This window comes from Actinomadura sp. NPDC047616, from assembly GCF_040642915.1.
GTDB classification, from domain to species: Bacteria; Actinomycetota; Actinomycetes; order Streptosporangiales; family Streptosporangiaceae; genus Spirillospora; species Spirillospora miaoliensis.
Window position 1 is genome coordinate 412,750 of the sequence record NZ_JBEYTB010000007.1, and the last position, 25,921, is coordinate 438,670.

The following is a 25,921-nucleotide window of genomic DNA, read 5'->3' on the forward strand; positions in this document are numbered from 1 at the left end:
GTGGCGGGATGCTCAGCGGACGTAGACCGACGGCTGAGCAGGGGCGGACATGCGGTCGCCGATGAAGAAACTGGGGTGGGGCGGCTGGTTGTAGGCGGTGTTCTGCCAGGCCAGCGCGACGCGGTACTGCGTGTCGTGCTGCAGGGTGTAGATCTTGCGGTCGGTGACGTCCCGGGTGGTGTGGATCCGCAGCCGCGTGTTGTCGCTGGTGCGCCAGACGACCTCCTCGCGCCAGTCGCCGAGCAGGTCGCCGGACAGCGCCGGGGTGGACTTGGTGCCGTTGTTGGACGCCACGCCCGACCCGGTGAGCAGGCGGGTGTCGCCGTTGGGGCCGTACTTGTCGACGTGGGTGCCGTCCAGCAGCTCGCGCACCGGGTCGGCGTCCCACCACACCAGGAAGTTGATCGACGAGGGCTTGCGCCCGGCGTTGTTGCCGGTGACGCTGCGCAGGTTCGCGTCGGAGGCCGACCAGAACTCCGCGCCGACCCGCCCGTTCCAGATGTCGCCGGCGACGCCGCGGCCGTTGTCGCAGCACGCGGGCGTCGACCAGAGGATCTGGCCGGTGCGTGCGTCGGCGTACCAGGAGGAGGGCTTGGCGGAGTCCTCGTCGACCTTGAAGTACTCCAGGCCCGGACGCGCCGGGTCGAAGTCGCCCAGGTGGGCGGCGTCGCCGTGGCCGTTCCTGGTGGTCCACAGGCCGTTGCCGTTGTCGTCGACCGCCATCGCGCCGTAGACGATCTCGTCGCGGCCGTCGCCGTCGACGTCCCCGACGGTGAGCGCGTGGTTGCCCTGGCCGTCGTAGCCCTTGCCCGCGTTGGTGGAGCTGTTGGTGTCGAACGTCCAGCGGCGGGTGAAGCGCCCGTCGCGCCAGTCCCAGGCGGCGATGACCGTTCGGGTGTAGTAGCCGCGGGCCATGATGAGGCTGGGCCGGGAGCCGTCCAGGTAGGCGGTGCCCGCCAGGAAGCGGTCCACGCGGTTGCCGTACGAGTCGCCCCACGACGCGACGCTGCCGCGCGGCGGGACGTAGTCGACGGTCTGCATGGCCGCGCCGGTCTGCCCGTTGAACATGGTGAGGTACTCGGGCCCGGTCAGGATGTAGCCGCTGGAGTTGCGGTGGTCGGCGGACGCGTCGCCGATGACGCGGCCGGTGCCGTCCACGGTGCCGTCGGCGGTCTTCATCGCCACCTCGGCCCTGCCGTCGCCGTCGTAGTCGTACACCTGGAACTGGGTGTAGTGCGCGCCCGCCCGGATGTTGCGGCCCAGGTTGACCCGCCACAGGCGGGTGCCGTTGAGGCGGTAGGCGTCGATGTAGACCGGGTCGGTGACACCGGACTGGGAGTTGTCCTTGGCGTTGGCGGGGTCCCACTTGAGCACGATCTCCTGCCGCCCGTCGCCGTCCAGGTCGCCCACGCTGGCGTCGTTGGCGCTGTAGGCGGACGAGGGCGGCTGGATCGGCACGTCGAGATAACCGTCGCCGAACCGCAGCGACGCCTCGGACGCCGCCCCCTCGGCCCCGTTCACCACCGGCCGCACCGTGTAGGTCGCGTCGGCGGCGGCGCCCGCGTCGTAGTAGTTGGTCGAGCCGGTGACCGACGCGATCCGCGCGGAGCCGCGGTACAGGTTGAACGTGGTCTCCGCCGGGTCGGTGCCGAGCAGCCGCCACCCGACGTAGTTCCCGTTACCGGACCGGACGCTGATCAGCCCCCGGTCGAGATCCTCCACCTGCCGCGCCACGGCGGCACGTCTGTCGAGGTGGATCGCGGGCTCGCCGGGCACCGCCACGGCGGTGGCGGCGACCGCGGCGGCGGCCAGGGCGACCGATGTCAGCGGGGTGGCGACGCGGCTGCGGGCGTAACGTCCGCGGGGTGGACGAGTCACGGCTCCTCCCTTGCGGTGGCCCCGGGCGGCGTTCGCACCACCCTTTCGGAAAGGGCTTTCCCGACCGTAGTCCCCCCACCCCCGCGCGGCCTCGCCGCTTTCACACTTCTTTCACGCCCACCCCGACGACCTGCCAATACGCCCGAAAACTTTTCGAGACGCGCCCCGCCTGTCACGGGACATGCGCGACCGCGGGAAAGCCATTCGGACGTGTGGTGGCGGCGGCTGCTCGGCCACCGGGCCGGGGGCTGCCTCGTATCCTGAACCGTGTGCTGCCGAAAGTGGATATCGAGGGCGAGAAACTGAGCAGGCTTGTCCCGGCCGCCGCGACCGAGCCGGACGCAACGGTGCCGCAGCTCCCCGGCGGCCCGCGACGGCACTGAGCCGGCGATGACGAAAGCGGGTGGCGGTGGCCCGCGACCACGCGGCACGTGGTGGCGGGAGGGAGCGATCACGGCGACGGCGTTCGTGGTCTGTCTGCTCGGCGGGGTGGTGCAGGTCGACGACACGCTGGCACCGCCGTCTGCCGCCGCCTACCTCGTCGCCGTGGTGTCCTGTGCCGTGCTGCCGGTGCGGCACCGGGCGCCCCTGGCCGTCATGGCGGCCACGACCGCGATCGGCATGCTGGTGCCGCTCCTGGGCCTCGTGCTGACCCCGCTCATCGTGGCCCCCGCCGTGATCAGCGCCTACTCGCTCGCCGTGCGCACCGAAGGGCGCGTGGCGAGCGCGGTGTCGCTCGCCTCCGCGACGCTGCTGGTCGCCTCCATCCCCTTGTTCGAGGCCCTCTCGTGGCGGGACGCGAGCAGGATGGGAGCGGTGGCGGCGTTCCCGCTGGTGGCCGGCATCCTCGGTCACTCGACGCAGAACCGGCGGGCCTACCTGGCGGCCGTGGAGGAGCGGGCCCAGCGGGCCGAGGAGAGCCGGGACAGTGAGGCGCGCCGGAGGGTGGCCGAGGAACGGGTGCGCATCGCCCGGGAACTGCACGACCTCGTGGCCCATCAGATCACCCTGGCCAACGCGCAGGCCACGGTCGCCGTCCACCTCTTCGACACCCGCCCGGAGCAGGCCCGCAAGAGCCTGAAGGAGCTCGTCGAGACCACCGGCAACGCGCTCGACGAACTGCGGGCCACGGTCGGTCTGCTGCGTCAGTCCGGGGACGCGGCCGCGCCCGCCGAACCGGCGCCCGGGCTGTCCCGGCTTCCCACGCTCCTCGAGTCCTTCCGCCGCGCGGGTCTGGAGGTGTCGGTGCACCAGGAGGGCACGGCCAGGCCGCTGCCGCCGGGAGTGGACCTCACCGCCTACCGCATCGTCCAGGAGGCCCTGACCAACGTGACCAAACACGCCGGTACCGGTAGCGCCCGGGTGCGCCTCGTCTGGAACCGCGACCGCGTGACCATCACCGTCGCCGACGACGGAGGGGGCGGACCGGGTGCGTCCACGGTGCCGGACCGTCCGCCCGGTTACGGTCTGATCGGGATGCGTGAACGTGCCACCGCGGTCGGGGGGCACCTCTCCGCGGGCAGGCGCCCGGAGGGCGGCTTCCTCGTCTCCGCCCAGCTGCCCCTCCGGCCCGCCAAGGACACGACGCGGACGACTGACGGAGCAACGACCGTCGACGGACGGACGGGCGACGGTGAGGCCGGGGGGGCGCCGTGACGCTCCGGGTGCTGCTCGCCGACGACCAGGCCCTGCTGCGCGGCGCCTTCCGGCTGCTTCTCGACTCCGCCGACGACATCACCGTGGTCGGCGAGGCCGCCGACGGCGGGGAGGCGGTGCGGCTCACCCGGGAGCTGCGCCCGGACGTGGTGATCATGGACATCCGTATGCCCGAGGTGGACGGTCTCACCGCCACGGCGGAGATCTGCGCGGACCCGGAACTGCGTGCCAGCCGCATCCTGATCCTCACCACGTACGAGACCGACGAGTACGTCGCCCAGGCGCTGCGCGCGGGGGCCAGCGGCTTCATCGGCAAGGGCATCGGAGCCGAGGACCTGCTGGACGCCGTGCGTACGATCGCCAACGGCGACACTCTCCTGTCCCCCGCCGCGACCCGCTCCCTGGTCGCCCGTTTCCTGGCCACTCCGGACGGCGCCCCGGCGCAGCACCACGAACAGCTCGCCCTGCTCACCCCGCGCGAACGCGAGATGGTGGCTCTGGTCGCGACCGGTCTGTCCAACCAGGAGATCGCCGAGCGGATGTTCCTCAGCCCCTTCACCGTCCGCGCCCACGTGCAGCGCGCCATGACGAAGCTGGAGGCCCGCGACCGGGCGCAACTCGTCGTCATCGCCTACCGGACGGGCCTGGCCCGCGCCGCCCCCGACGGCGGCACCGACCGGCTGTCGTAGTCCGATCGGCCCTTCGGCTGGACGAGGCCGCGGCCCCGGACGGCCGCCAGGCTCGGAGAACCGCCGCCTGGCGACCGCCCGTGGGCCGTGTCCTCTCGACCGGCGGAGCGTACGCACCGCCCGAGCTGAGCCGGCAGCCGTATCAGGTCAGGGCGCCGGGGCGAATTCGGGCAGCGTAAGGGCCGAATGGGCCGGTCGTGCCGTCGCGGAGGGCATGGTGACGAGGTCACGCAGCATGGTGTTGCGTTGCTCCAGGGCCCGCGCCGTGGTGGGGAAGAGTGTGGCCTCACCGTTGTCGACCAGTGCCTGATTCATGGCCACGAACCCGCGGACGTCGCGTTCGTAGGCGGCGAAGGCCGCGGTGTGGTCCCGGTTCGCGGCCAGGGCGTTGGCGAGCATGTAGGCGCCGACCAGAGCAAGGCTCGAGCCTTGTCCGGTGAGGAACGAGGGCGCGTACGCGGCGTCGCCGACGAGCGCGACGCGGCCGCGGGACCAGTGGGGCATGCGGATCTGACCGGCCATGTCGACGAACAGGTCGTCCGCGTCGCGCATGGCGTTGACCATGCGGGAAATCTCCCATCCCGCGCCTTCGAAGGTCGTGGCGACCAGGTCCCGCTGGGCGTCGGGGTCCCGGAGGGCATCGAACGGCGGTTCTGGTTGGTGGAAGTTAAGGAAGGCGTGCAGTTCGTCATTGTCCCCGACGGCGTAGAGGGCCGCGGCTTTCCCCGGGGTGTTCCACAACATGAGCTCGTGGGAGAGCCCGAAGGTGTTCGGCATGGTGAATATGGCGAAGCAGTACCCGAGGTAGCGGTGGAACTGTTCTTCGGGGCCGAACAGGGACTCCCGGGTATGTGAGTGCATACCGTCGGCGCCGACCACCAGGTCGAACGTGCGCCGTCGCCCACTGTGGAAAGTGACGTCGACCCCTCGTTCCGACTGGTCGAGGGTGTCGATGGAGTCGTTGAACAGGAATTCCACGTCGTCGCGGACCTTCGCGTAGAGGATCGCGGCCAGATCCCCACGACGCACCTCGAGGTCCTGTCCCTCGACACTGCCGGCAACGGCGTGCGGGTTGAGCGAGGCCACTACACCGCCCTCGGCGTCGAGGAAAGTGCAGCGACGCGAGTCGATGTGCGCGTCCCGCAGTCGCGGCAGTATCCCCATCCGCCGGACCACCTCTATCGCGGTACCGCGGACGTCGATCGGATAACCGCCGTCGCGCAGTGCGCCTGCCTTCTCCACCACTGTGACCGCGAATCCGGACCGGTGCAGCCAGTACGCCAGCGCGGGTCCGGAGATACCGGCCCCGGAGATCAGAACTTCGCGCTCGGCGGTGGTGCTCACCGTCATCGGCAGACCGGTGGGTGTCATTTCTGGGTTCCTTTCTTCGCGACACGAACAACGAGCAGTGACAGTGCGGCGACGAGGCCGGCGACTGTGAAACCCGTGACGAAGGCCGATTCGGCCGGCCGGCCCGTCATCGGGTCGGCCCCGGCGGCGAGGATCGCGCCGCCGATCTGGACGCCCAGGGCGACGCCGATCACGCGTGTCACCACGAGCAGGCTGGTGGCGATGCCGGTCTCCCTGGCCTCGACGGCGGTGGCGGTGCCGGCGAGCAACGCCGTGGTGCCGACGCCCGCGGCGAACGCGGTCAGGACCTTCGCGAGGGCGAGCTGCCATGCCGCGGTGTGCAGCGACGCCAGGGCGATCATCGTGGCCGCCGTGACGACGGAGCCCACGATGACCACGGCCCGCGGCCCGAACCGCCGCACCGCGATCCCGCCGACCGAATCGCTCACCGCCCCGGCGACGGCACCGGGCATCAGGAACAGCCCGATGTCGGTGGTGCTGATTCCGAAGCCGTATCCGTCGGCCGACACCGCGAACATCTGCGGGATCAGAAAGACCACCATCCCGAAACTCGTGGTGATGACGAAGGTGAGCACGCTCGCACTCCACATCGCGGGCTTCGCCAGCATCCGCAGATCGACCATCGGCGAGGCCGCCCGGCGCTCGACGGCCACCCATCCGGTCGCGAGGGCGGCCACGACCACCGCGATGGCCCCGACCGCGTATGGCGGCAGGTCGGCGCTCGTCACCGTCACGAGCCCGAGCATGACCGCGAGCAGCGTGCCGCTCAGCAGGACCACGCCGGGCCAGTCGATCCTGTCGTCCGATGGGATCGGTGGGTCATGCGGCATCAGCCGGGTCACGGCCACCGTGGTCGCGATGATCGCGATCGTCGGCAGCGCGAACATCCAATGCCACGACAGTCTTTCCGCGATCGGCCCGGCGACCAGCGTTCCCACCATGCCGCCGCCCGTGAACAGCGCCATGACCAGCCCGATCGCCACCTGTGACCGTCCGGGCGGGAGGTGTTTGCGCACCAGGATGAACGAGAGGGGCAGCGCACCCACCATGACGCCCTGCAATACCTGACCGAGCAGCAGCACCGGCAGGTTCGGCGCCAGCCCGGCCAGCAGACCACCGGCCGAGACCACGGCCATCAGCCGGACGAGCACCCGCTTTCCGCCGTAGCGGTCGCCGAGTTTGCCTGCGATGGGTGTGACGACCGCGCCGGTGATGAGCAGCGTGTTGGCGACCAATGCCCCTTCGGCGGGACCGACCCCCAGCTCACGTTGCAGCAGCGGGAGCGCGGGCTCCACCACCGACTGCAGGGCGCCGAGGGCGAGTGCCAGGATGCCGAGGACGCCGATCGACGGTCTCCCGATGCGGACCGGAGGGGAGAGCACAGTTTCGGACATGCATGTCCTTTTCATCGGAGGTTGCCAGCAAGCGCGTGGACCTGCTTGATGCGTGCGCTGCCCTCTCGTGGCGCAGCGCGAGATTCACGCGCCTCCCACACTCCCCTCCGGCACCCCCGCCGGGCATCGTCCCCCGCCACCGTCTAGATCTGGTGCACCCGGACCAGCCACTCACGTGTCCTGGTGCCTATGCACTACAGGCCGACTGGGGCCTCACATGATCGGCCCCCGAGATCATTCCGCGGTGGGTTCCGGGCCGGAGACGGACCGGAAGCGTCCCACCATCGCAAGGACCGCCCGCCAGGTCGACGTACACGAGGCCGTCGCTCATGGGAGCCGGCATCTCAGCCTCAGCCGACGCTCCGGAGAGCCGTAGGATCCCGGGATGAGTGACGATGAGTGGAATCACATCATCCGTTCGGCGAAGCAGGGCGAGCCCGGCCCTTGGACGTGCCCTGAGTGCGACGAGTACGCCGTCGAGTTGGGTCAGCGGTTCGAGCAGGGCCACGTGGTGGAGCACACACTGATGTGCCTCGCCTGCGAAGCAGAGGTCGTTAAACCTGCCTGAACTCGACGTACAAGGACACGGCGTCTGCCACGGGCATCGAAAGGCGAGGTGCCGCGGCTTCAGAGCTGCGGCGGTCCGGCGTGGCGCCGGGCCGCCGCAGAGACACCCCGTCCTCCCCGGGCACCGGCCGCCGGATTCCCGCAGGCTGGTCTACACGGCCAAGGGCCGTCGCCCCGCGCGGAACGGCGTCTCATCGGCCTGCCGGTTACAGCGGGCGGGGGCGGGTGGTGAGGCCGCCGCAGCCGATTTCGCTGGCGGTGGCCGGGGTGTTGCCGGACGCCGCCAGGGCCTCCAGGCGGATGTGGCGGGCGGTGGAGGGGCGGAAGGTGATCTGTTTCAGGGTGTGGTCGGCCGGCCAGTCGCCTTGGGCGACGGGGCGGAAGGTGCTGCCGTTGGTGCTTACCGTGATCCGGTAGGACGTGATGTTGCCGTCGGTGTGGAAGTCCTCCAGGACGAAGTCCGTGCGGGTGTCCTGGCGGGGCAGGTAGGTGAGGACGTCGATGCCGGAGTAGACGCGCCCCAGGTCGAGGGTGACGGATTGCGGGGACGTCTTGGTGGGGGCGGTGTCGGACGTCCACAGTGTTTGGTCGGCTTGGCCGTTCCAGCCGAAGTCGCTGTGGCCGTCCACGGCCCGGGTGGCGTCACCGCTGGTGGCGGTGGCCGCTGCCGGGGTGAGCGGGTGCATGATCGCGTCGGGTTGGGGTGGGAGCGGCGGGCGGGTCCGGTCGGGGCTCCAGCGTCGTCCCACGTCGCGGAGGGTCTGGACGACGGTGTCGTCCAGCAGGCCCTGCGGGTTGGGCGGGCAGTTGAGGATGAAGGTGCAGTACCGGGCTTCGAGTGTTCTGAGGTGACCGTCGACGATCTGCTCGACGCCGAGGAGGTTCGTCGGCGTCGACGGGTGCCAGAACCAGCCCGCCGGGGCGATCGTCTGCCCCTGGGAGGCGGCGTAGAGGTTGCCGGGCGGGCAGAACACCCCGCCCTTGGTCTCCTCGATGAACAGCAGTTCCGAGTGCCAGGGGACGCTCAGCCCGTTCAGGTCGAGGACCAGGCAGTCGGGCTGCAGTGACGCCACGTGCTCGCGGATCTCGTGGAACGGCAGCGACTGGTGGCCGAACGCCCAGTGCCAGGCCCAGCCGTCGAAGATCAGCAGCGGGATGGGCCCGTAGCCGGTGAGCAGCTCGGTGAGCTGGTTCCTGACGAACGCGATCGCCTCGGGGGTGATGGGCGGACGGTCGTCGAAGCCGGTGGGGCCGACGCCGTTCGTCCGGTCCCAGATCGAGAAGTACAGGCAGGGTGCCAGGCCGCGCGAGCGGAATGCCTGGACGTACTCACGCACGATGTCGCGTCCCCGTGCCGGGCTGGACGCCACCGAGTAGGAGGTGTGCTTGGACGGCCATAGGCAGAAGCCGTCGTGGTGTTTCGCGGTCAGCACCCCGAACTTCATGCCTGCGGACTTGGCCGCGTCCGCCCACTGGCCGCAGTCGAGGCGGGTGGGGTTGAAGGACTGCGGGTCCTGTTCGGGCTCCACCCATTCGGCGTCGTGGTAGGTGCCCATGTTGTAGTGCAGGAACATGCCGAAGCGCCAGTCGACGAAACGCTTCTGCAGGGCGTAGCGGTTGCCCCGCGACCCGATCGTCGCCTGGGCGGGGGCGGGCGCGCCGAGGAGCGTGGCGGCTCCGGCGGTGGCGGTGGCCGCGCCGAGGAAGGTGCGGCGGTTGAGCTGCGTCATGAGGTCCTCCCGGGTGAGGGGACGTCGTTGACGGGGACGCCGCCGCGATGGGCGGCCACGGCGTTCAGGCTGATCGGGCCGACCGTGGCCTGACCTTCGGCGACCACGGCGAGGGCGAGGGTGTTGGCGCCGCGCTGCCGCAGGATGCCGGCGGGCAGGGTGAAGTCGCGCTGCGGTCCCCCGGTGACGTACTCGCCGAGGTTCCAGCCGTTGACGTAGATCAGCACGCGGTGTTTCGCGCCGTTTCCGCCGCCGAAACGCAGGGTCAGCGGGACGTCGTGGCCCTTGGGCAGGTCGAGCCGGAAGCCGCTGCGGAACCACGTCACGCCCGGGCCGACCTGGCGCGCGGCCGGGGACGCCGGCGTCCACGAACGGTCGGCGAAGCCGGGCAGGTGCCGGCCGGTGCGCTCGCCGTACAGGCCGCCGTTGTTGAGCGGGCCGCGGACGCGGTCGGTCTTCGCCGTGCCCTGGATCTTCCAGGCGATCGGGCCGGCGCCGGCGACGGACGCGCCGACCAGGCCGCGCGGCTGCTTTTGCCGGGTGTCCTCGGCCGTCCAGTCGTCGTTGTGGCCCATGTTCTCGACCAGGACGGACAGTACGGCTGTTTCGCCCTTCCTCAGCAGCCCGGACGGGACGGTGAAGTTCCCGGGGCCGGGGTCGGGGTTGATGGGGGCGTCGGAGTCCTTCTGCTCGCCGCCCGCGGCCGAGCCCAGGTAGCGGCCGTTGAGCCACACCTGGTAGATGCCGCCCTTGCCGGTGATGGCGTTCAGCCGCACCTCGCTCTCCTCGCCGGTGGCGGTGAAGCGGCCCCGGTACCAGACGTGGCCGTGGTGGTAGCCGTAGTCGTCGGCGTACAGGACGGGCAGGGTCTTCGGCTTGATGGGGCTGACGGTGGTGGTGCGGTCGGCGACGGTCCAGGTCCGGTCGTCGAAGCCGGGGGCGGCCTCGGGCGCCTCGGAGGCCGTGCGCCAGCCGGTGAGCTCGGGCAGCCGGACCTTGGCGGGCCCTGGCACGCGGCCGATCACCGTGCTGTCGGAGGTGTTTCGGGTCGGGACGGGGGCGCCGTTCACGGTCATGCGGGACGCGTTCGTGAACACCTCGATGTCGGCGGCCCTGTCGGTGTCGGCGCGCAGGTGGACGGTGTCGCCCGTGACGCGGGCGGATCGCACCAGCGAACCGCCGCGCACCAGGACGTCTCCCGACTTCCAGAACTTCGCGGCCTCGGCCTCGGTGCCGAGCAAGAGCAGCAGCGGCCGCCGTCCCCCGCCCGTGACCAGCACGCGGGCCAGCCCCTTGTGGGTGTAGTCGAGCCGCAGGTCTCCCCTGGCGTCGTAGGTGGCGCGGACGTCGCCGTCCAGCACCTTGACGGTCGGCTTGGACGCGTAGCGCAGCACCGTCATGCCAGGAACGTCCTCAGTGCCGTAGAGCACGGCGACGTCGCGTCCGTCGGCGGTGGTGTGGGTGAGCAGTTCGGAGCTGGAGACCGCCAGGCGCTGGCCGCCCATGTCGTACCCGGCGACCAGCACCTTGGCGTCACGTCCCTTCACCCGCACCGGGACGAGGTAGGTGCCGTCCGGCGCGTTCCACGTGAGGGTGGCGGACGCGTCGGCGTCGGTCTTGCGGTCGGGATGCCGGACGAGCACGAACTGCGTGCGCGTGTCGGGGTTGGCGCGGGCCTCGGTGTGCACGGCGGCGTCGTCGGACGACGGCGCGGCCGCCGGGTCGGTCTTGGTCAGCGGCGCGACCGTGGTGGTGAACAGCCCCTGCCGCTTGAACTCGTCGTACTTGCCGGTGAGCTGCCGGTTCTCGGTGATGGCGGCGCCGTAGTCGTAGGAGGTGTAGACGTCGTTGGGCTGGGCGAGGCGGCCCCAGTTGGTGCCGCCGAACGACATGTAGTAGCCGAACATCGTCGCGCCCGAGGTGATCAGGTTCGACTTGTAGTACACCTTCATGAAGCTCGGGCCGGTCAGCTCGCGGCAGCCCTCGTACCCGGCCTTGTTGCCGTCGATCGCCCCGGCCTGGTACTCGGCCGCGTACACGGGGGCGTCGTCGCTGAGCCGTTCGGTGACGCCCTCGCCCCAGGTGCCCCACACGTCCGGCTCGCGGCACTCGAACGCCTGCGGGTAGTCGTCCACGCCGGGGATCTGCACCGCTCCCTGCCCGGACGCCCACGTCGGCGTCCACGACGCGTCGCAGCACTGGTTGTGGGTGATGGGCACGTCGATGCCGGCGGCCCGCGCCTGCTTCTGGACGTCCTCCATGTAGGCGGCGTCGGTGTTGGCGGCGTACTCGTTCTCGGCGTTGTAGGCGATCACCGAGCCGCCGCGCGTGAGCTGGTGCCGGGCGATGATCGGGTTGATGTGCGACAGCCACTCGCGGTAGGCGCGGGTGTAGCCGGGGTCGCTGGAGCGGGCGCGTCCCGGCACGTTCTTCAGCCAGGCGGGGAAGCCGCCGCCGGTGGTCTCGGCGTTGATGTACGGGCCGGGACGCGCGACGACGTACAGGCCCGCCTCCTCGGTCATCCGCAGGAGCCGGTCGACGTCGCGGACGCCGGTGAAGTCGTACACGCCGGGCGCGGGCGAGTGGTAGCCCCAGTGGAAGTACAGCGACACGCCGTTGAACCCGGCGGCCTTGATCTTCTCCAGCACGTCCCGCCACAGGTCGGGGCTGGGCAGGCGGAAGTAGTGGAACTCGCCGCTCCACAGCAGCACGCGCCTGCCGTCGACCATCATCGAGTACCGGTCGTAGGTGACGCGGTGCGCGGGTTTCCCGGCGGTCACTGTTTCGGCTGTCTTCTCGGTGGCGGCGGCGCCGGTGGGCGCCCAGAGGCCGCCCGCCGCCGCGAACGCGGCGAGCAGGACGGTGAGCTTCGTTCGGGGACTTCCTGGCATGTCGGCGTCCTTCCAGGAGGGGGTGGAGCCGGAGGAGACGGACGGCGCCCCGCCCCGCGCGAGGCGGCGGGGCGCCGTCCGTGGATCGGCGGATTACCTGGTGAAGGAGAAGGAGCTCAGCCGCACGTCGCCGCGGAACACCAGGTACACGTCCTGGCGTCCGGTGGCGCCGGAGATCGACGCGGTGAGGTCCCGGTAGGCGTACCTGTCGCCGGTGGACGGGACGGTGATCGTCCCGGCGCGGCGGCCGTCCGGCCCGCCGAGCCGGACCTCGATCGTCGCGTCGCCCACGTCCGCGCGGGACGCCCGCGCCGTGATCCCCGTCACGCCGCGGCCGAGGACGGCGCCGGCGAAGGAGATCCAGTCGCCGGAGCCCGCGCCGACCGCGTCGCCGCGCACCTTGGACTCGTCGACCAGCTCGGCGCCCTGCTGGTCGTCGAAGTCGGCGGCGCGGGTGGACTTGGCCAGGTCGCGGGCGGGGATCGTCTCGCCGCGGACCTTCAGCGCGGCGCGCTGCCGGATGTCGGCCGACGACGCCCCGATCAGCACGTCGTGCGCGGCCTTGTCGACCGTCCACTTGTTACGGGTGACGTCCCAGTGGCCGAGGTCGGCGGCGCGCAGGGTGAGCGTCACGGTCTTCGTCTGGCCGGGCGCCAGCCGCACCTTCTCGAACGCGCGCAGCTGCTTGACCGGCTGCTTCACCCGCGAGGACTTCTGGTGGGTGTAGAGCTGGACGACCTCGTCGGCGGTGCGCTTGCCGGTGTTGGTGACGGGGACGGCGACCTTCACCGTGCCGTTCGCCGCGACCGAGTGCGCGCTGAGCTTCGGCGTGCCGTACCGGAACGAGGAGTACGACAGCCCGTACCCGAACGGGTACAGCGGCTTGCCCTTGAAGTACAGGTACGTGCGGTCGTTCTTGATGATGTCGTAGTCGAGGATGTCGGGCAGGTCCTTGTCCGACCGGTACCAGGTCTGCGGCAGCCGCCCGGACGGGCCGGCGTCACCGAACAGCACCGAGGCCAGGGCGTTGCCGGTCTCGGCGCCCGCGTGGCTGGTCCACAGCAGGGCCGGGACGTTGTCCTGCTCCCAGTTGAGGGTGGTCGGGTAGCTGTTCTCCACCACCACGACCGTGTTGGGGTTGGCCTTGCGCACGGCCTTGACCAGCTCGGACTGGGCCCCGGCCAGCGCCATGGAGGTGCGGTCGTGGGCCTCCCGGCCGTTGATGAACGGCATGCTGCCGACGACCACGACGGCGGCGTCCGCGCCGGTGGCGGCCTTGACCGCCTCGTCCACGCCGCTGCGCAGCACCTCGCGGGTGAAGCGGGCGGCCTCGGCCTTGGTGCCCAGCGCCAGCCGCCCGTCGGCGGCGGCCTTCAGGTAGTTCTTGTCGGGCTCGCCCCAGCTCTCGTCCTTCTCGTAGCCGGTGTAGCGGACCAGGTAGGACCCGTCGTCCTGCTTCTCCAGGTCGAACATCTGCTGGACGAACCAGCCGTTCGGCTGCGCCTGGTCGTTCTTGAAGTTGTCGCCCGACCGGCCCACGATCTTCCCGTTGGCGACGTTGCGCAGGGTGAGCTTGCCCTGCCCCCAGTCGAACACGTCGAACTGGGTGGTGGCGTCGGCGGTGGTGGCGCCCAGCCTGAGGAAGTCTCCCTCGGCCGTGCCGCCGCCGGTGATGTAGCGGCCGGTGGCGGCGTCCTTGAGCGCGACGCGGTCGGCGGCCTCGGTGCCCGCGACGGTGCCCCTGCTGCCCAGGCGGTTCTTGATGCCGTCCAGCGGCGTCACCCGGTACGGCAGGGCGCCGGAGTACCAGTCGGTGTAGAGCGTGTCGGCGAGCGGGCCGACGACGGCGACCTTCTTGGTCCGGCCCGCGTCGAGCGGCAGCGTCCTGCCCTGGTTCTTCAGCAGGACCATCTGCTCGGTGGCCGCCTGCCGGGCCAGGGCGCGGTGCGCGGGGCTGTCGACGACGTTCTTGCCGATCCGGCCGTACGGGCCGCCGTCCGGGTCGAACTCGCCGAGCCGCACCCGCAGGTTCAGGATGTGCCGCACGGCCCGGTCGACGTCGGACTCGGCCAGCAGGCCCTTGGACAGCGCCTCCTTGACGGCGTTGATCGTGATGGACGAGTTGGTGTCGTCTACGGTGAAGCTGTCCACGCCCGCCTTGATGGTGGCGGCGTCGGCCTCGGCCAGCGTGCCGTAGTACCGCTGGGAGTTGACCAGGTTGTTGGGGCCGCCCGCGTCGGTGACGTTGAACAGCGGCTTGGTGGCCCACTTGCGCACCAGGTCGTTGACGTCGGAGTGCGCCGTGGCGGGACGCCCGTTGACGAGGTTGTAGGCCGTCATGACGCCGGTCGCCGCGTCGGCCTGCAACGGCAGCTTGAACGGGACCTCGTCGTACTCCTTCTTCACCCGGGGGCGCAGGCTGGAGTTGGTCTGGTCGCGGCGGACCTCGTTGTTGTTGGCCATGTAGTGCTTGAGCACCGGCGCGGCCTTGAGGTACCTGCCGTCCTCGCCCTGGACGCCCTTGCCGTACGCGGTGGCCAGGGCGCCGGTGAGCAGGGCGTCCTCGGAGTAGCCCTCCTCGTTGCGGCCCCAGCGCGGGTCGCGCAGCAGGTTCACCACCGGCGCCCACAGCTGCAGGCCCCAGACGTCGGAGTTCTCCTTGTTGTAGCCGCGGGCCTCGTCGCCGACCGCCGACCCGACCTTCTTCAGCAGGTCCGGGTTCCAGGTGGCGCCCAGGCCCACCGACTGCGGGAAGACGGTCGCGGTGGCGGTGCGCACCGCGCCGCCCGCGTTGACGTCGGTGGACCAGGCCAGGCCGTGCAGGGCCTCGGTGCCGGTCTTGAACCGCTTGATGCCCAGCCGCGGGATGGCCGGCTGGTACTGGTGCAGCAGCGACACCTTCTCGTCGAGCGTCAGCCGCTTGAGCAGGTCCTCGACCCGCGCGTCCACCGGCAGGCGGGGATCGCGGAACGGCAGGGTGTCGCGCGCGGCCGCCGGTGCGGCGGTCAGCCCCACCGAGGCGACCCCGGTGACGGCGGTCAGGGCCGCGGCGACCACGGGGATCAGCGGCCGCCGGAAGCGGCCGGGCGAACGGGTACGTCTGGACGACCATGGACGGGTGATCGGCACCACGCCTCCTCGACTCGTGCGACGATCAGGAAATTCGGCCCCATCCCCCGAGGTGTGCGGTTGTGTGCGGTTGTGTTCGGTTACGTGCGGTTGTGTTCGGTTACGTGCGGTTGTGTTCGGTTACGTGCGGTTGTGTTCGGTCGTGTCGGCGTTCGACGTCCGGGTCCGGCGGCGCCGCCCGCGCCGTCCGCACCGGCGAAATCGAAGCGCTTCGATTAGCCGACGGGATCGCTTGTCCCAGGTCCTCCTAGCGGTGAGCGGATCGAGCGGTGAGCGAGCGGGAGATCGGTCAGGACGGGACAGGCGCGGGCGCGCTGCTGGCCCGCGCGGTCAGCCGGGGCGGCACCAGGGTGGCGGCGGGCACCCGGTCGCCCTCCAGCTTGGCCATGAGCAGCTCGACCGCCTGCCGCCCCACCTCCTCGGCCGGGACGGCGACGGACGTCAGCGGCTGCTCGGCGTGCTCGGCCACCTCGTCGGGGCAGATCGCGACCACCGACAGGTCGTCGGGGACGCGCCGGCCGGCGGCGCGGAACGCCCGCACCAGCGGGTCGACGATCGGCTCGTTGTGCACCACCACCGCGGTCGGCCCGTGGGCGTCGGCCAGCAGCCGGGCGGCCAGCGCGCGGGCCGCGTCGGCGGTGGCCTCGCAGGGGTGCAGCGCGCCGGTCATGCCGCGCTCGGCCACCGCCGCGTGGAAGCCCTCGGCGACGCGTTCGGCGTAGCCGCTGCGCCTCCGGTAGACCTCCGGCGGCGAGCCGACCAGCGCCACCGAGCGGTGCCCCAGCTCGGCCAGGTGCCGCACGCACGCCTCGGCGGCGGCGCGGAAGTCCAGGTCGATGCAGGTCAGGCCGGACGCGTCGGCCGGGAACCCGATGAGCACGCTGGGCCGGTCCAGGGTGCGCAGCAGCGGGACGCGCGGGTCGTCCATCTGCACGTCCATCACGATCAGCGCGTCCACCAGCGCACTGTCGGCCACCCGGCGCAGCCCGTCCACGCCCTCCTCCTGGGTGAGCAGCAGCACGTCGTGGTCGTGCCGCCGGGCGGTGGTGACGGCGGCGACGGCGAACTGCATGACCACGGGCACGTGGATGCCGCTGCGCAGCGGGATCATCAGCGCCACCACGTTGGACCGGCTGCTGGCCAGCGCGCGGGCGCCCGCGTGCGGCCGGTAGCCGAGCTGGCGGATGCTGGCCAGCACCCGCTCGCGGGTCTCGGCCGAGATCGAGCGCTTTCCGCTCAGCACGTAGGAGACCGTGCTCGGGGACACCCCGGCATGGCGCGCCACGTCAGTGATCTTTACCACGTGCCGTCCTCGTCTGCGGATATGTGAAGCGATTCGATTCTGGAGAGGATAGCGGCCGGTTCACGGCGGCTCCCGGCCGCGCGGCAGCGGCCCGGCCGCCGGCGCCGCCACCGCCCCGAGCGCCCGCCGGGGCACCCGCGCGGCGGCGACGGCGTCGGCCGTGGTCACGGGGTGCCGGCGGGGGCGCCGCCCGCCGCGATGAGGTCCCGGTACCAGCGGGCGCTGTCCTTCCAGGTCCGGCGGCCGGTGGGGTAGTCGACGTGGATGAGGCCGAACCGCTTGGAGTAGCCGTAGGCCCACTCGAAGTTGTCCAGCAGCGACCAGGCGAAGTAGCCGCGCACGTCGGCCCCGGCGTCCATCGCGGCGCGCACCGCGGCGATGTGGTCGCGCAGGTAGGCGACGCGGCGGTCGTCGTGGACGCGGCCGTCCCGGTCGACCTCGTCGTCGAACGCGGCGCCGTTCTCGGTGACCACCAACGGCACCCCGGGATGGTCGCGGTGCAGCCGCAGCAGCATCTCGGTCAGTCCGGTGGCGTCGATCGGCCAGCCCATCGCGGTGTACGGGCCGGGCTGGCGCGGGAACTCCACGTCCTCGCAGCCGACGAAGGGGGTGGCGGCGCCGTCGCGGTGGCCGTCGTCGGTCTCGCGCGGGGACGTGCCGTCCCACCGCCGCACCCGGGTGGGGTTGTAGTAGTTGACGCCGAGCATGTCCAGCGGCGCCGCGGCGGTCTTCTCGTCGCCGTCGCGGACGAACGACCAGTCGGTGAGCGCGGCGGTGTCGTCCAGCAGGTCGCCCGGGTAGCCGCCGCCGAGCATCGGGCCGAGGAAGATCCGGTTGGCGACCGCGTCCACCTTGCGCACCGCCTCCGGCTCGCCGCGCAGGTGGTGCAGGTTGAGGGTGACCGAATGCCGCGCCGACGGCGCCACCACGTCGCGCAGCGCCCGGTTGGCCAGGCCGTGCGCCAGGTTGAGGTGGTGCGCCGCGGCCAGCGCGGCCACCGGTTCCGTCCGGCCCGGCGCGTGCACGCCCGAGGCGTAGCCGAGGAACGCCGAGCACCACGGCTCGTTCAGCGTCGTCCAGGTGTGGACGCGGTCGCCGAGCGCCTGGCCGACGCGGGCGGCGTACTCGGCGAAACGGTACGCGGTGTCGCGCCGGGGCCAGCCGCCCGCGTCCTCCAGCTCCTGGGGCAGGTCCCAGTGGTAGAGGGTGACGACGGGGGCGATGCCGTGTTCGAGCAGCGCGTCAACCAGGCGCGAGTAGAAGCCGATGCCGAGCGGGTTGAGCCGCCCCTCGGGCAGCACCCGCGACCAGGAGACGGAGAAGCGGTACGCCTTCAGGCCCAGCTCGGCCATGGCCGCCACGTCCTCGCGCCACCGGTGGTAGTGGTCGGTGGCCACGTCGCCGGTGTCGCCGTCGAGCACGCGGCCCGGGGTGTGGCTGAAGGTGTCCCAGATGGACGGGGTGCGGCCGTCCTCGGCGGCGGCGCCCTCGATCTGGTACGACGCGGTCGCCGCGCCCCACAGGAAGTCGTCGGGGAAGGTCATCGGTCCTCCAGGGTGATGGCGATCTGCGGGCCGGCGGCGTGCACGAGCGTGCCCTGCTCGTGCTCGGCCGCCGTGCCGCCCTCCACGCGGGCGACGGACCGCACACCGGCCAGCAGCACGTTCCACGACACGTCCGCGCCGCCGGTGAACTCGGCCGTCACCCGGACCGCCGCGCCGTCCCGGGAGGTGACGAACGACGCGGCGGTCCCCCCGCCGGCCGGGGCGGGGATCTCGGTGGTGACGCGGGCGCCGTCGGGGAGCTCGTACACCCGCAGCGTCACGCCGTCGGCGTGGTCGTAGTCGGGCCGGTCGTCCACGGCGCCCTCGGGGATCACGGCGCCGGGCCGCACCAGCAGCGGCAGGCTGTCGAAGCCGTGCCGCTCGCGCACCCAGCGCCCGCCCTGCACCTTCTCGCCCGTCAGGTAGTGCGTCCACACGCCGTCGGGCACGTAGTAGGCGACCTGGCCGTCGGCGGAGAAGACCGGCGCGACGAGCAGGTCGTCGCCCAGCATGTACTGCCGTTCCAGGTGCGTGCAGGCCGGGTCGCCGGGGAACTCCAGCACCATCGCGCGCATCATCGGCAGTCCCTCGCCGTACGCCTGCCGCGCCGCGCCCGCCAGGTAGGGCATCAGCCGCATCTTCAGCCGGGTGAAGTCGCGCAGGACGTCCACCGACTCCTCGTCGAACAGCCACGGCACCCGGTAGGAGTGGCTGCCGTGCAGGCGGCTGTGCGACGACAGCAGACCGAACGCGATCCACCGTTTGAACAGGGCGGGGTCGGGCGTCCCCTCGAAGCCCCCGATGTCGTGGCTCCAGTACCCGAACCCGGACAGGCCCAGCGACAGGCCGCCGCGCAGGCTCTCCCCCATCGCCTCGAACGTCGACTCGCAGTCGCCGCCCCAGTGCACCGGGAAACGCTGCCCGCCCACCGTGGCGGACCGGGCGAACACCACCGCCTCGGCCTCGCCCCGCCGCTTGCGCAGCAACTCGAAAACCGTCTGGTTATAGAGGTAGGTGTAGTAGTTGTGGGCGCGCTCGGGGTCGGAGCCGTCGAAGAACACCGCGTCGGTGGGGATGCGCTCGCCGAAGTCGGTCTTGAAGCAGTCCACGCCCATGTCCAGCAGCGCGTCCAGCTTGGCGGCGTACCACTCGCGGGCCTCCGGGTTGGTGAAGTCGACGACCGCGCAGCCCGGCTGCCACTTGTCCCACTGCCACACGTCCCCGTTCGGCCGCGTCAGCAGGTAGCCGCGCGCCCTGCCCTCCTCGAACAGCGGGGACCGCTGCCCGATGTAGGGGTTGATCCACACGCAGATCCGCAGCCCGCGGTCCTTCAGGCGGCGCAGCATGCCCGGCGGGTCGGGGAACACCCGCGGATCCCACTCGAAGTCGCACCACTGGAACTCGCGCATCCAGAAGCAGTCGAAATGGAAGACGCTGAGCGGCAGGTCCCGCCGCGCCATGCCCTCGATGAACGAGGTGACGGTCTCCTCGTCGTAGGAGGTGGTGAACGAGGTGGACAGCCACAGCCCGTACGACCAGTCCGGCACGCGCGCCGGACGGCCCGTCAGCGCCGTGTACTTGCGCAGGATCTCCCGGGGCGTCGGCCCGTAGATCAGGTAGTAGCGCATCGACTGGCCCTCGACGCTGAACTGCGCGCGGGCCACGGCCTCCGACGCCACCTCGAACGACACCCGGCCCGGATGGTCGACGAACACCCCGTACCCGGCGTTGGTCAGGAAGAACGGCACGTTCTTGTACGCCTGCTCGCTGGCGGTGCCGCCGTCGGCGTTCCAGATGTCGACCGACTGGCCGTTCTTGACCAGCGGCCCGAACCGCTCCCCGAGCCCGTAGACGAAGTGGTCGACGCCCAGGTCGAGCTGTTCGCGCACGTAGTGGCGGCCGTCGTCGGTGTCGATGAACGCCATGGCCTTGGAGCCGCTGCCGGTCAGCCGCCGTCCCCCGGCCAGGAACTCCACCCGCCACTCCTCGCCGCGCGCCACCCGCACCGTCAGGTCGCCGGAGGTGAGGGCGACCGCGTCGTCGTCCACGGCCACCGTCGCGGCGACGTCGGGGTCGGCGGCCACCTCGAACTCCGGACGCGGCGCCCGCTCCCCGGCGAAGTGGGTGACGGTGACGCCGACGACGTCCCGCATGGGCGAGGAGCAGGTCAGCGTCACCACCGGGCCCTTGAGCAGATCGCCGCGGTGCCGGATGCGCTGCACGGGCGCGTGCACCACGAACGAGCCCGTCCCGGCGTCGACGTCGAGCACCTCCGCCGGGTAGGACGCGCGCACGCCCTCGCGCATCATCCAGTAGCCGTCGGTGAACTTCATTTGATGGCTCCAGCCGTGAGCCCGCGCGACAACGTGCGCTGGAAGATCAGGAAGAAGACGACGGTCGGGATCAGCCCGAGCAGCGCCGCGGCGCTGGACATGGTGGCGTCCATCAGCCGCTGCCCGTGCAGCACGCCGAGCGCGACCGAGACCGTCTGATTGTCGTTGGACTGCAGGAAGACCATGGGGATGAGGAACTCGTTCCAGGTCCAGATGAAGAAGAACACCAGCAGGACCGACAGGGTGGGCCGCACCACCGGCACCACCACCCGCCACAGGATCTGCCGGCGGCCCGCGCCGTCGATCCGCGCCGCCTCCAGCAGCGGCCGCGGGAACGTCGACAGCACCGACGACAGCAGGTAGGTGCCGAACGCGCTCTGGATGACGGTGAACACGATGATCACGCCGAGCCGGGTGTCGTACAGCCCGAACTGCTTGGACAGGTAGAACAGCGGGTAGACCAGCGCCTCCTGCGGCAGCGTGTTGGCCATCAGCAGCGCCACCAGCACCCACATGCGGCCCTTGACCCGGCCGATGCCCAGCGCGTAGGCGTTCAGCACCGACAGCAGCACCGCGCCGACCGCGACCGACCCGCTGATCAGTGCGCTGTTGAGCAGCACCCGGCCGAAGTCCACGCGTTCCCAGAAGTCCCGCACGCCCTGCAGGTGCACGCCCTCGGGCGGCGCCAGCGGTCCGTTGGCCGTGTACTCGGCCGGCGACTTCAGCGCGTTGAACACCACCACCACGAACGGGATCAGCATGATCGCGGCCAGCGCGGTCATGCCGATCAGCACCGCGTACGCCGACGGCCCGCGCCGGCGCCGCCGCCGGGTCCGCCGCGCGGGGCCGCGCTCCTCGCCGGCCGGCGCCCCGGCCGTGCTCGTGGTCAGCGTCGTCACCGCTCCTCCCCCAGGTCACGGCTCTGCATCCGCAGGAACACCACGGTCAGGGCCAGGATGATCAGCGTCAGCACGGTGGAGATGGCCGAGCCGTAGCCGACGTCGGTGCGTTCGAAGAAGCTGACGTAGGAGTAGTAGGACGGCACGTTCGTCGCGCCGCCCGGCCCGCCCTTGGTGAGCACGAAGATGTGCGCGAACGCCTTGAGCGCGGCGATCGTCGTCCACAGCAGCACCACGAAGATCTCCGGGCGGATCTGCGGCACGGTGACGTGCCGGAACCGCCGCGCCCAGGACGCGCCGTCGATCTCGGCCGCCTCGTACAGGGACGGGTCCACCCGCTGCAGCCCGGACATGAACACCACCAGCGGGAACCCGATCTGCACCCACACCATCACGGCCATGACCGTCCACAGGGCGGTGCCCGGGTCGCCGAGCCAGTCGTGCGCCAGCGAGCCCAGGCCGACCGCGTCCAGCAGCTCGTTCACCGCGCCGTTCTCGGGGTTGAGCAGCCAGCTCCACACGATCCCGGCGATGACGACCGGCAGCACCTGCGGCAGGTAGACGCAGGCGCGCAGCACGCTGGCGGTGCGCGGCCCGAAGTGCCGGTCGATCAGGTCGGTGAGCACGGCGGCCAGCACCAGCCCGACCGCGGTCGGCGCGATCGCCATGCCCACGATGACCAGGACGTTGTTGCGGAACGACGACCAGAACTCGCCGTCCCCGGCCAGCTCGGTGTAGTTGTCCAGGCCGATCCAGCGCGGCGTGCCGATGCCCTCCCACTCGGTGAAGCTGGTGTAGAGGTTCATCAGGAACGGCACGCCGATGACGCCTGCGAACAGCAGCACCCCGGGGACGAGGTACGGCAGGTAGGCCAGGCGGCTGTCGCGGTGACGGGCAGCCGCCTGCTTCGGGGCCCGCTCGGTCACTTCGGCACGCCGCTGTCGTAGTCCTTCTGCAGGTCACCCAGGACGGAGCCGGGCGAGCTGCCGTTCATCAGCTTCTGCCCGGCCGACACCCACTTGTCGTAGAAGCCCGGCACGGGCCAGTCCGGGTAGAACGCCAGCGCGTTGTTCCTGGCCAGGTCGTCGAAGTTCTCGATGAGCTTCTTGGCCTTCGGCTCGGTGATCGCCGCCGGGTCGGCCGCGACCGGCACGCCGCCCGCGTTGCCCAGGGCGTTCTGGATGTTCTTCTTCATCGTGATGTCGATGAAGTCGTAGGCCAGCTTCTTGTTCTTGGAGCCCTTGGGGACCACCCACAGGTTCCCGCCGGAGCCGGCCGTCATCTTCCCGCCCGGCCACACCATGGTGTCCCAGTCGAACTTGGCCTCCTTGACCACCCGGCCGAACCACCAGGTGCCGGAGAACATCATCGGGAACTTGCCCTGCATGAACGCCACCCCGGCGTCCTCGGCCTTCAGGCTGACCGAGCTCTTGGCGACGTAGCCCTTCTTCACCCAGTCGGCGAACGTGGTGGCCCCGGCCGTCCACGCCGGATCGGTCAGGTCGGCCTTGCCGGTGTAGCGCTGGTAGGCCTCCACCCAGCTCTGGTCGGCCTTGTCGAGGGCGAGCTGGTAGATGAAGTGCTGCGCCATGACCTCGGCGCCCGCGTTGGTGAACGGCGTGACGCCCTTGGCGACGAACTGGTCCATCGCCCGCACCAGCTCGTCGTAGCTGGTCGGAACCTTGACACCGTGCTTGTCGAACAGGTCCTTGTTGTAGTAGATCAGCGTGTACTCGGCGTAGTTGGGGATGCCGAACCACTTGTCGCCACCCATGGTGCCCTTGGCGTCGTACTTGGACGTGGCGGCGATGTTCGGGCTGAGCATCTTGTCCCAGCCGCGCTTGGCGACCTCGGCGGACATGTCGTCCAGCAGCCCCTGCTTGGACAGCAGCCCGGCCGTGGCGTTGCCCTTGTTGTACTCCAGGATGTCGGGCGCGTCGTTGGAGTTGAGCACCATCGGCGCCGTCTTCTGGATCTGCTCGAAGCCCTTCTCCTCGAACTTGACCTTCACCCCGGGGTGGGTCTGCTCGAACTCCTTGATGGCCTGGTTCCAGGCCACGCCCATGGCGCTGTCGGGCGCCTCGTAGTGCCACAGCCGCAGCTCGTTGGGGTTGGACTGGTCGTCTCCGCCGCCGCACGCGGTCAGCGCCAGCGAGCCCGCGGCGAGCGCGGCCAGCAGCGCCGTGCCCCTGCCTGGTCTGTTCATCGGTGCTCCTCCGGGGGTGGGAACTCGCGGCCCCCGCGCCGGGCGACGCGAACGTTCCGGTCGCGGACGGGCCGGTGGACGCTCGGTCGTGAACGCGGGTGTCGAAAGGGGTGTCGAAGCGCTTCGATTGTGGGATCGTAGACCCGCGTGACCTGGGACACAATAGGAGAGTTACCGAAAGATCCCTTGTACCCGAGCTGACCAGGGGTTTTCTATGGGAGCGCTCCCAGCATCGGCGGCCCGGCCCCGTTCCGGCGGCCGCGGCGGCACGCCGCTGTTACCCTCGGACGCCCGGAAGCCAGGGATGATCAGGACAAGTCGACCCGAAGGCGGTGGCGGCCGTGCCGCAGCAAGCGCGGGAGTGCTCCTCATGAGGTCCACCGACGACACGTTCGACCCGGCGTCCGACGACATGGCGTCCGGCGACCGGACGCACGACGAGGAGGCCGCACAGCCGGGCGGGATGCCGGGGGAGGCGGGCGGGGCGGCGGCGGAGGAGGAGCGCGACGAGGAGGCGTTCCGCCTGGAGTTCCGGCGGTTCTTCGAGCGGCACCACCGCGACCTGGCCCGGCTGGCGCACCTGATGCTCGGCGACCCCGACTCGGCCGACGACCTGGCCGCCGACGCCCTGGCCGCCGCCTGGCACCGCTGGGACCGGGTGCGCAGCTCCGAGCATCCGCTGGCCTACGTCCGCCGGATCGTGCTGAACATGTGCCACAGCCGCATCCGCGCCCTGGTGCGCGAGCGGGACCGGCTGGCGGCGCTCGGCGCGACCGTGCAGGAGCACGCCGACGGGCCGGACGTGCCCGCCGTGCTGGACGTGCGCGCCGCCCTGCAGCGGCTGCCCGAGCGCAAGCGCGCCTGCGTGGTGCTGCGGTTCGCCTTCGACCTGTCGGAGAAGGAGACCGCGCGGGTGCTGGGCATCACGGTCGGCACCGTCAAGAGCCAGACCTCCAAGGGCATCGCCGAGTTGCAGCGGGCGCTCGGCGACCCGGAGTCGCCGCGTGCGGAGCGGCCGGGCGGGGAGGGCCGCGGCGCCGGGCCGCAGCCGAGCGCGAACGCCCATCAGGAGGACAGGCGGCTCGCGGACGTGCATGCTAAGGAGAACGGGCCCGCGGACGCGGGCGGTGACGGCGGGCGGTCCGGCGACGACGGCGGACGCTCCGGGAACCGGCGGCCGGGGGCGATGCTCACCGGTTCGGCACGGCCGGAGGAGACCGCCTCGGGTGGCAGGCGGCCGGGCGGCGGGCGGCCCGGCGGGGCACAGTGGCGGCGCGGCGCGGTCGGCGTCCTGTTGGGTGCGGTCCGGGCGGGTGAACGGCCGCAGGAGGGCGCGTGATGGGGGGCCGAGGGAACGATCCGGAGCGCACCGAGGAGTCCCTGGCCCGGCTGCGGGACTGGCTGCACGCCGAGGCCGAGCGGCACGAGCCCGACCGCGAACGCATCTGGGCGCGGATCGAGGCGGCCATGGACCGTCCCGCCGAGACGATCACGGCGGGCGGCACGCACCCCGGCGACCCCGCCGGAAACGGGCACGCGGACGGCGCCGAGGGCGGCCACGAGGGCGCGCGCGGCGGCCGCGAAGGGGTGCGCGTGGGCGGCCACGAGGGTGGACGGCGCGGCGGCCGTCACGCGGCCGAGCCGCCGCACGACTCCAGGCGGCGCTGGCTGCGCGCGGGCGTGGCGTCCCTGGCCACGGCGGGCGTCGTCGGCCTGACCTCAGGGGTGTTCTGGGGATTCAACGAAGGGGACACCGGCCCCGCGCTGCCATTGGCCGGGCGGAGCGGCAACCAGCCCGAGTCGCCCGCCGGCACCGATTCCTCCACGCCGGCCGGCAGCCCGCTGACCGGCAGGACCGCACCGGCGGCACCGTCCTCACGGGGCGAGAGCGAGTCCTCGCCACCGCCCCGGCGCTCCGCGTCCGGCGAGGGCAGGCGCACGGAGCGTCCCGAGAAGTCGCCGTTCGCGGCGCGCGGCGCCCTGGACTCCGGGAGCAACGAGTACTGGGCGCAGAACAACGTCGTGCTGCGGGTGCACGAGCCGCTGCACGCGCTGACGGTCACCATCCGGGTGCGGCGCGGCGAACGCGTGTCGTCCACGGGCTCGTGGCTGTCGCTGCCCAACGGCGACTTCCGTTCGTCCATCGAGACGACGCCGGACGTCATCGTCTACAAGTGGACGCTGCTGCCCGGACGTACCGTGTCGCCGGGCTCGTACACCTTGGCGGCCCAGTACAGCCGGACCGCCGCCCACGATCCGGGCAAGGACGTCTACTCGGTGCGGGCGGCCGTGCGGGACGGCCCGTCCGACCCAGCCGAAGGCCACTTCTGA

General features: G+C 71.5%; 17 protein-coding genes. 5 read left to right on the forward strand and 12 right to left on the reverse strand.

Annotated elements, in window-relative coordinates:
- Positions 1-12: 12 nt before the first annotated feature.
- Complete coding sequence (locus ABZ801_RS19690; protein WP_360699541.1) at positions 13-1,782, reverse strand: rhamnogalacturonan lyase; 1,770 nt, start codon at positions 1,780-1,782, stop codon at positions 13-15.
- A gap of 486 nt (positions 1,783-2,268) precedes the next feature.
- Between ABZ801_RS19690 and ABZ801_RS19695 the strand changes: the two genes are divergently transcribed.
- Both ABZ801_RS19695 and ABZ801_RS19700 read left to right on the forward strand, forming a co-directional pair.
- Positions 2,269-3,534 (forward strand): histidine kinase, encoded by a 1,266-nt coding sequence (locus tag ABZ801_RS19695; RefSeq protein ID WP_360699473.1) that lies wholly within the window; start codon positions 2,269-2,271, stop codon positions 3,532-3,534.
- Positions 3,531-4,223 carry a response regulator transcription factor gene (locus tag ABZ801_RS19700; RefSeq protein WP_360699475.1) on the forward strand — a complete coding sequence of 231 codons (693 nt, stop codon included), beginning with the start codon at positions 3,531-3,533 and terminating at the stop codon, positions 4,221-4,223. Before ABZ801_RS19695 ends, ABZ801_RS19700 begins: the two co-directional genes overlap by 4 nt.
- A gap of 147 nt (positions 4,224-4,370) precedes the next feature.
- Here ABZ801_RS19700 and ABZ801_RS19705 read toward each other — a convergent pair whose 3' ends face one another.
- Positions 4,371-5,594 (reverse strand): FAD-dependent monooxygenase, encoded by a 1,224-nt coding sequence (locus ABZ801_RS19705; protein WP_360699477.1) that lies wholly within the window; start codon positions 5,592-5,594, stop codon positions 4,371-4,373.
- Positions 5,591-6,988 carry an MFS transporter gene (locus ABZ801_RS19710; protein WP_360699479.1) on the reverse strand — a complete coding sequence of 466 codons (1,398 nt, stop codon included), beginning with the start codon at positions 6,986-6,988 and terminating at the stop codon, positions 5,591-5,593. Before ABZ801_RS19710 ends, ABZ801_RS19705 begins: the two co-directional genes overlap by 4 nt.
- Before the next feature lie 385 nt (positions 6,989-7,373).
- Between ABZ801_RS19710 and ABZ801_RS19715 the strand changes: the two genes are divergently transcribed.
- Positions 7,374-7,556: a hypothetical protein gene (locus tag ABZ801_RS19715; RefSeq protein WP_360699481.1), complete on the forward strand. Its 183-nt coding sequence runs from the start codon at positions 7,374-7,376 to the stop codon at positions 7,554-7,556.
- Positions 7,557-7,761: 205 nt separating this feature from the next.
- Here ABZ801_RS19715 and ABZ801_RS19720 read toward each other — a convergent pair whose 3' ends face one another.
- From ABZ801_RS19720 to ABZ801_RS19760, 9 genes are all read right to left on the reverse strand, one after another.
- The gene (locus ABZ801_RS19720; protein ID WP_360699483.1) at positions 7,762-9,285 is read right to left on the reverse strand and encodes an alpha-L-fucosidase; all 1,524 of its coding nucleotides are present in this window, start codon (positions 9,283-9,285) and stop codon (positions 7,762-7,764) included.
- Positions 9,282-12,176 (reverse strand): beta-galactosidase, encoded by a 2,895-nt coding sequence (locus ABZ801_RS19725; RefSeq protein WP_360699485.1) that lies wholly within the window; start codon positions 12,174-12,176, stop codon positions 9,282-9,284. The genes ABZ801_RS19720 and ABZ801_RS19725 overlap by 4 nt, the downstream gene beginning before the upstream one ends.
- Positions 12,177-12,269: 93 nt before the next feature.
- Complete coding sequence (locus tag ABZ801_RS19730) at positions 12,270-15,305, reverse strand: glycoside hydrolase family 3 C-terminal domain-containing protein (RefSeq protein WP_360699487.1); 3,036 nt, start codon at positions 15,303-15,305, stop codon at positions 12,270-12,272.
- Between the two features lie 289 nt (positions 15,306-15,594).
- On the reverse strand, positions 15,595-16,608 hold the full coding sequence (locus tag ABZ801_RS19735; protein ID WP_360699489.1) for a LacI family DNA-binding transcriptional regulator: 1,014 nt from the start codon (positions 16,606-16,608) through the stop codon (positions 15,595-15,597).
- Between the two features lie 164 nt (positions 16,609-16,772).
- A complete protein-coding gene (locus tag ABZ801_RS19740) occupies positions 16,773-18,152 on the reverse strand; it encodes a GH1 family beta-glucosidase (protein ID WP_360699492.1) in 1,380 nt (459 codons plus the stop codon).
- The gene (gene yicI / locus ABZ801_RS19745) at positions 18,149-20,485 is read right to left on the reverse strand and encodes an alpha-xylosidase (RefSeq protein WP_360699494.1); all 2,337 of its coding nucleotides are present in this window, start codon (positions 20,483-20,485) and stop codon (positions 18,149-18,151) included. Before yicI ends, ABZ801_RS19740 begins: the two co-directional genes overlap by 4 nt.
- The gene (locus ABZ801_RS19750) at positions 20,482-21,384 is read right to left on the reverse strand and encodes a carbohydrate ABC transporter permease (RefSeq protein ID WP_360699496.1); all 903 of its coding nucleotides are present in this window, start codon (positions 21,382-21,384) and stop codon (positions 20,482-20,484) included. Before ABZ801_RS19750 ends, yicI begins: the two co-directional genes overlap by 4 nt.
- Entirely contained in the window at positions 21,381-22,310 is a 930-nt protein-coding gene (locus tag ABZ801_RS19755) for a sugar ABC transporter permease (RefSeq protein ID WP_344956059.1), read from the reverse strand. The genes ABZ801_RS19750 and ABZ801_RS19755 overlap by 4 nt, the downstream gene beginning before the upstream one ends.
- Positions 22,307-23,590 (reverse strand): extracellular solute-binding protein, encoded by a 1,284-nt coding sequence (locus tag ABZ801_RS19760; RefSeq protein WP_360699498.1) that lies wholly within the window; start codon positions 23,588-23,590, stop codon positions 22,307-22,309. Before ABZ801_RS19760 ends, ABZ801_RS19755 begins: the two co-directional genes overlap by 4 nt.
- Positions 23,591-23,960: 370 nt before the next feature.
- Here ABZ801_RS19760 and ABZ801_RS19765 point away from each other — a divergent pair, with 370 nt between their 5' ends.
- Positions 23,961-24,929: a SigE family RNA polymerase sigma factor gene (locus ABZ801_RS19765; protein ID WP_360699500.1), complete on the forward strand. Its 969-nt coding sequence runs from the start codon at positions 23,961-23,963 to the stop codon at positions 24,927-24,929.
- Entirely contained in the window at positions 24,929-25,921 is a 993-nt protein-coding gene (locus tag ABZ801_RS19770; RefSeq protein ID WP_344956064.1) for a hypothetical protein, read from the forward strand. The genes ABZ801_RS19765 and ABZ801_RS19770 overlap by 1 nt, the downstream gene beginning before the upstream one ends.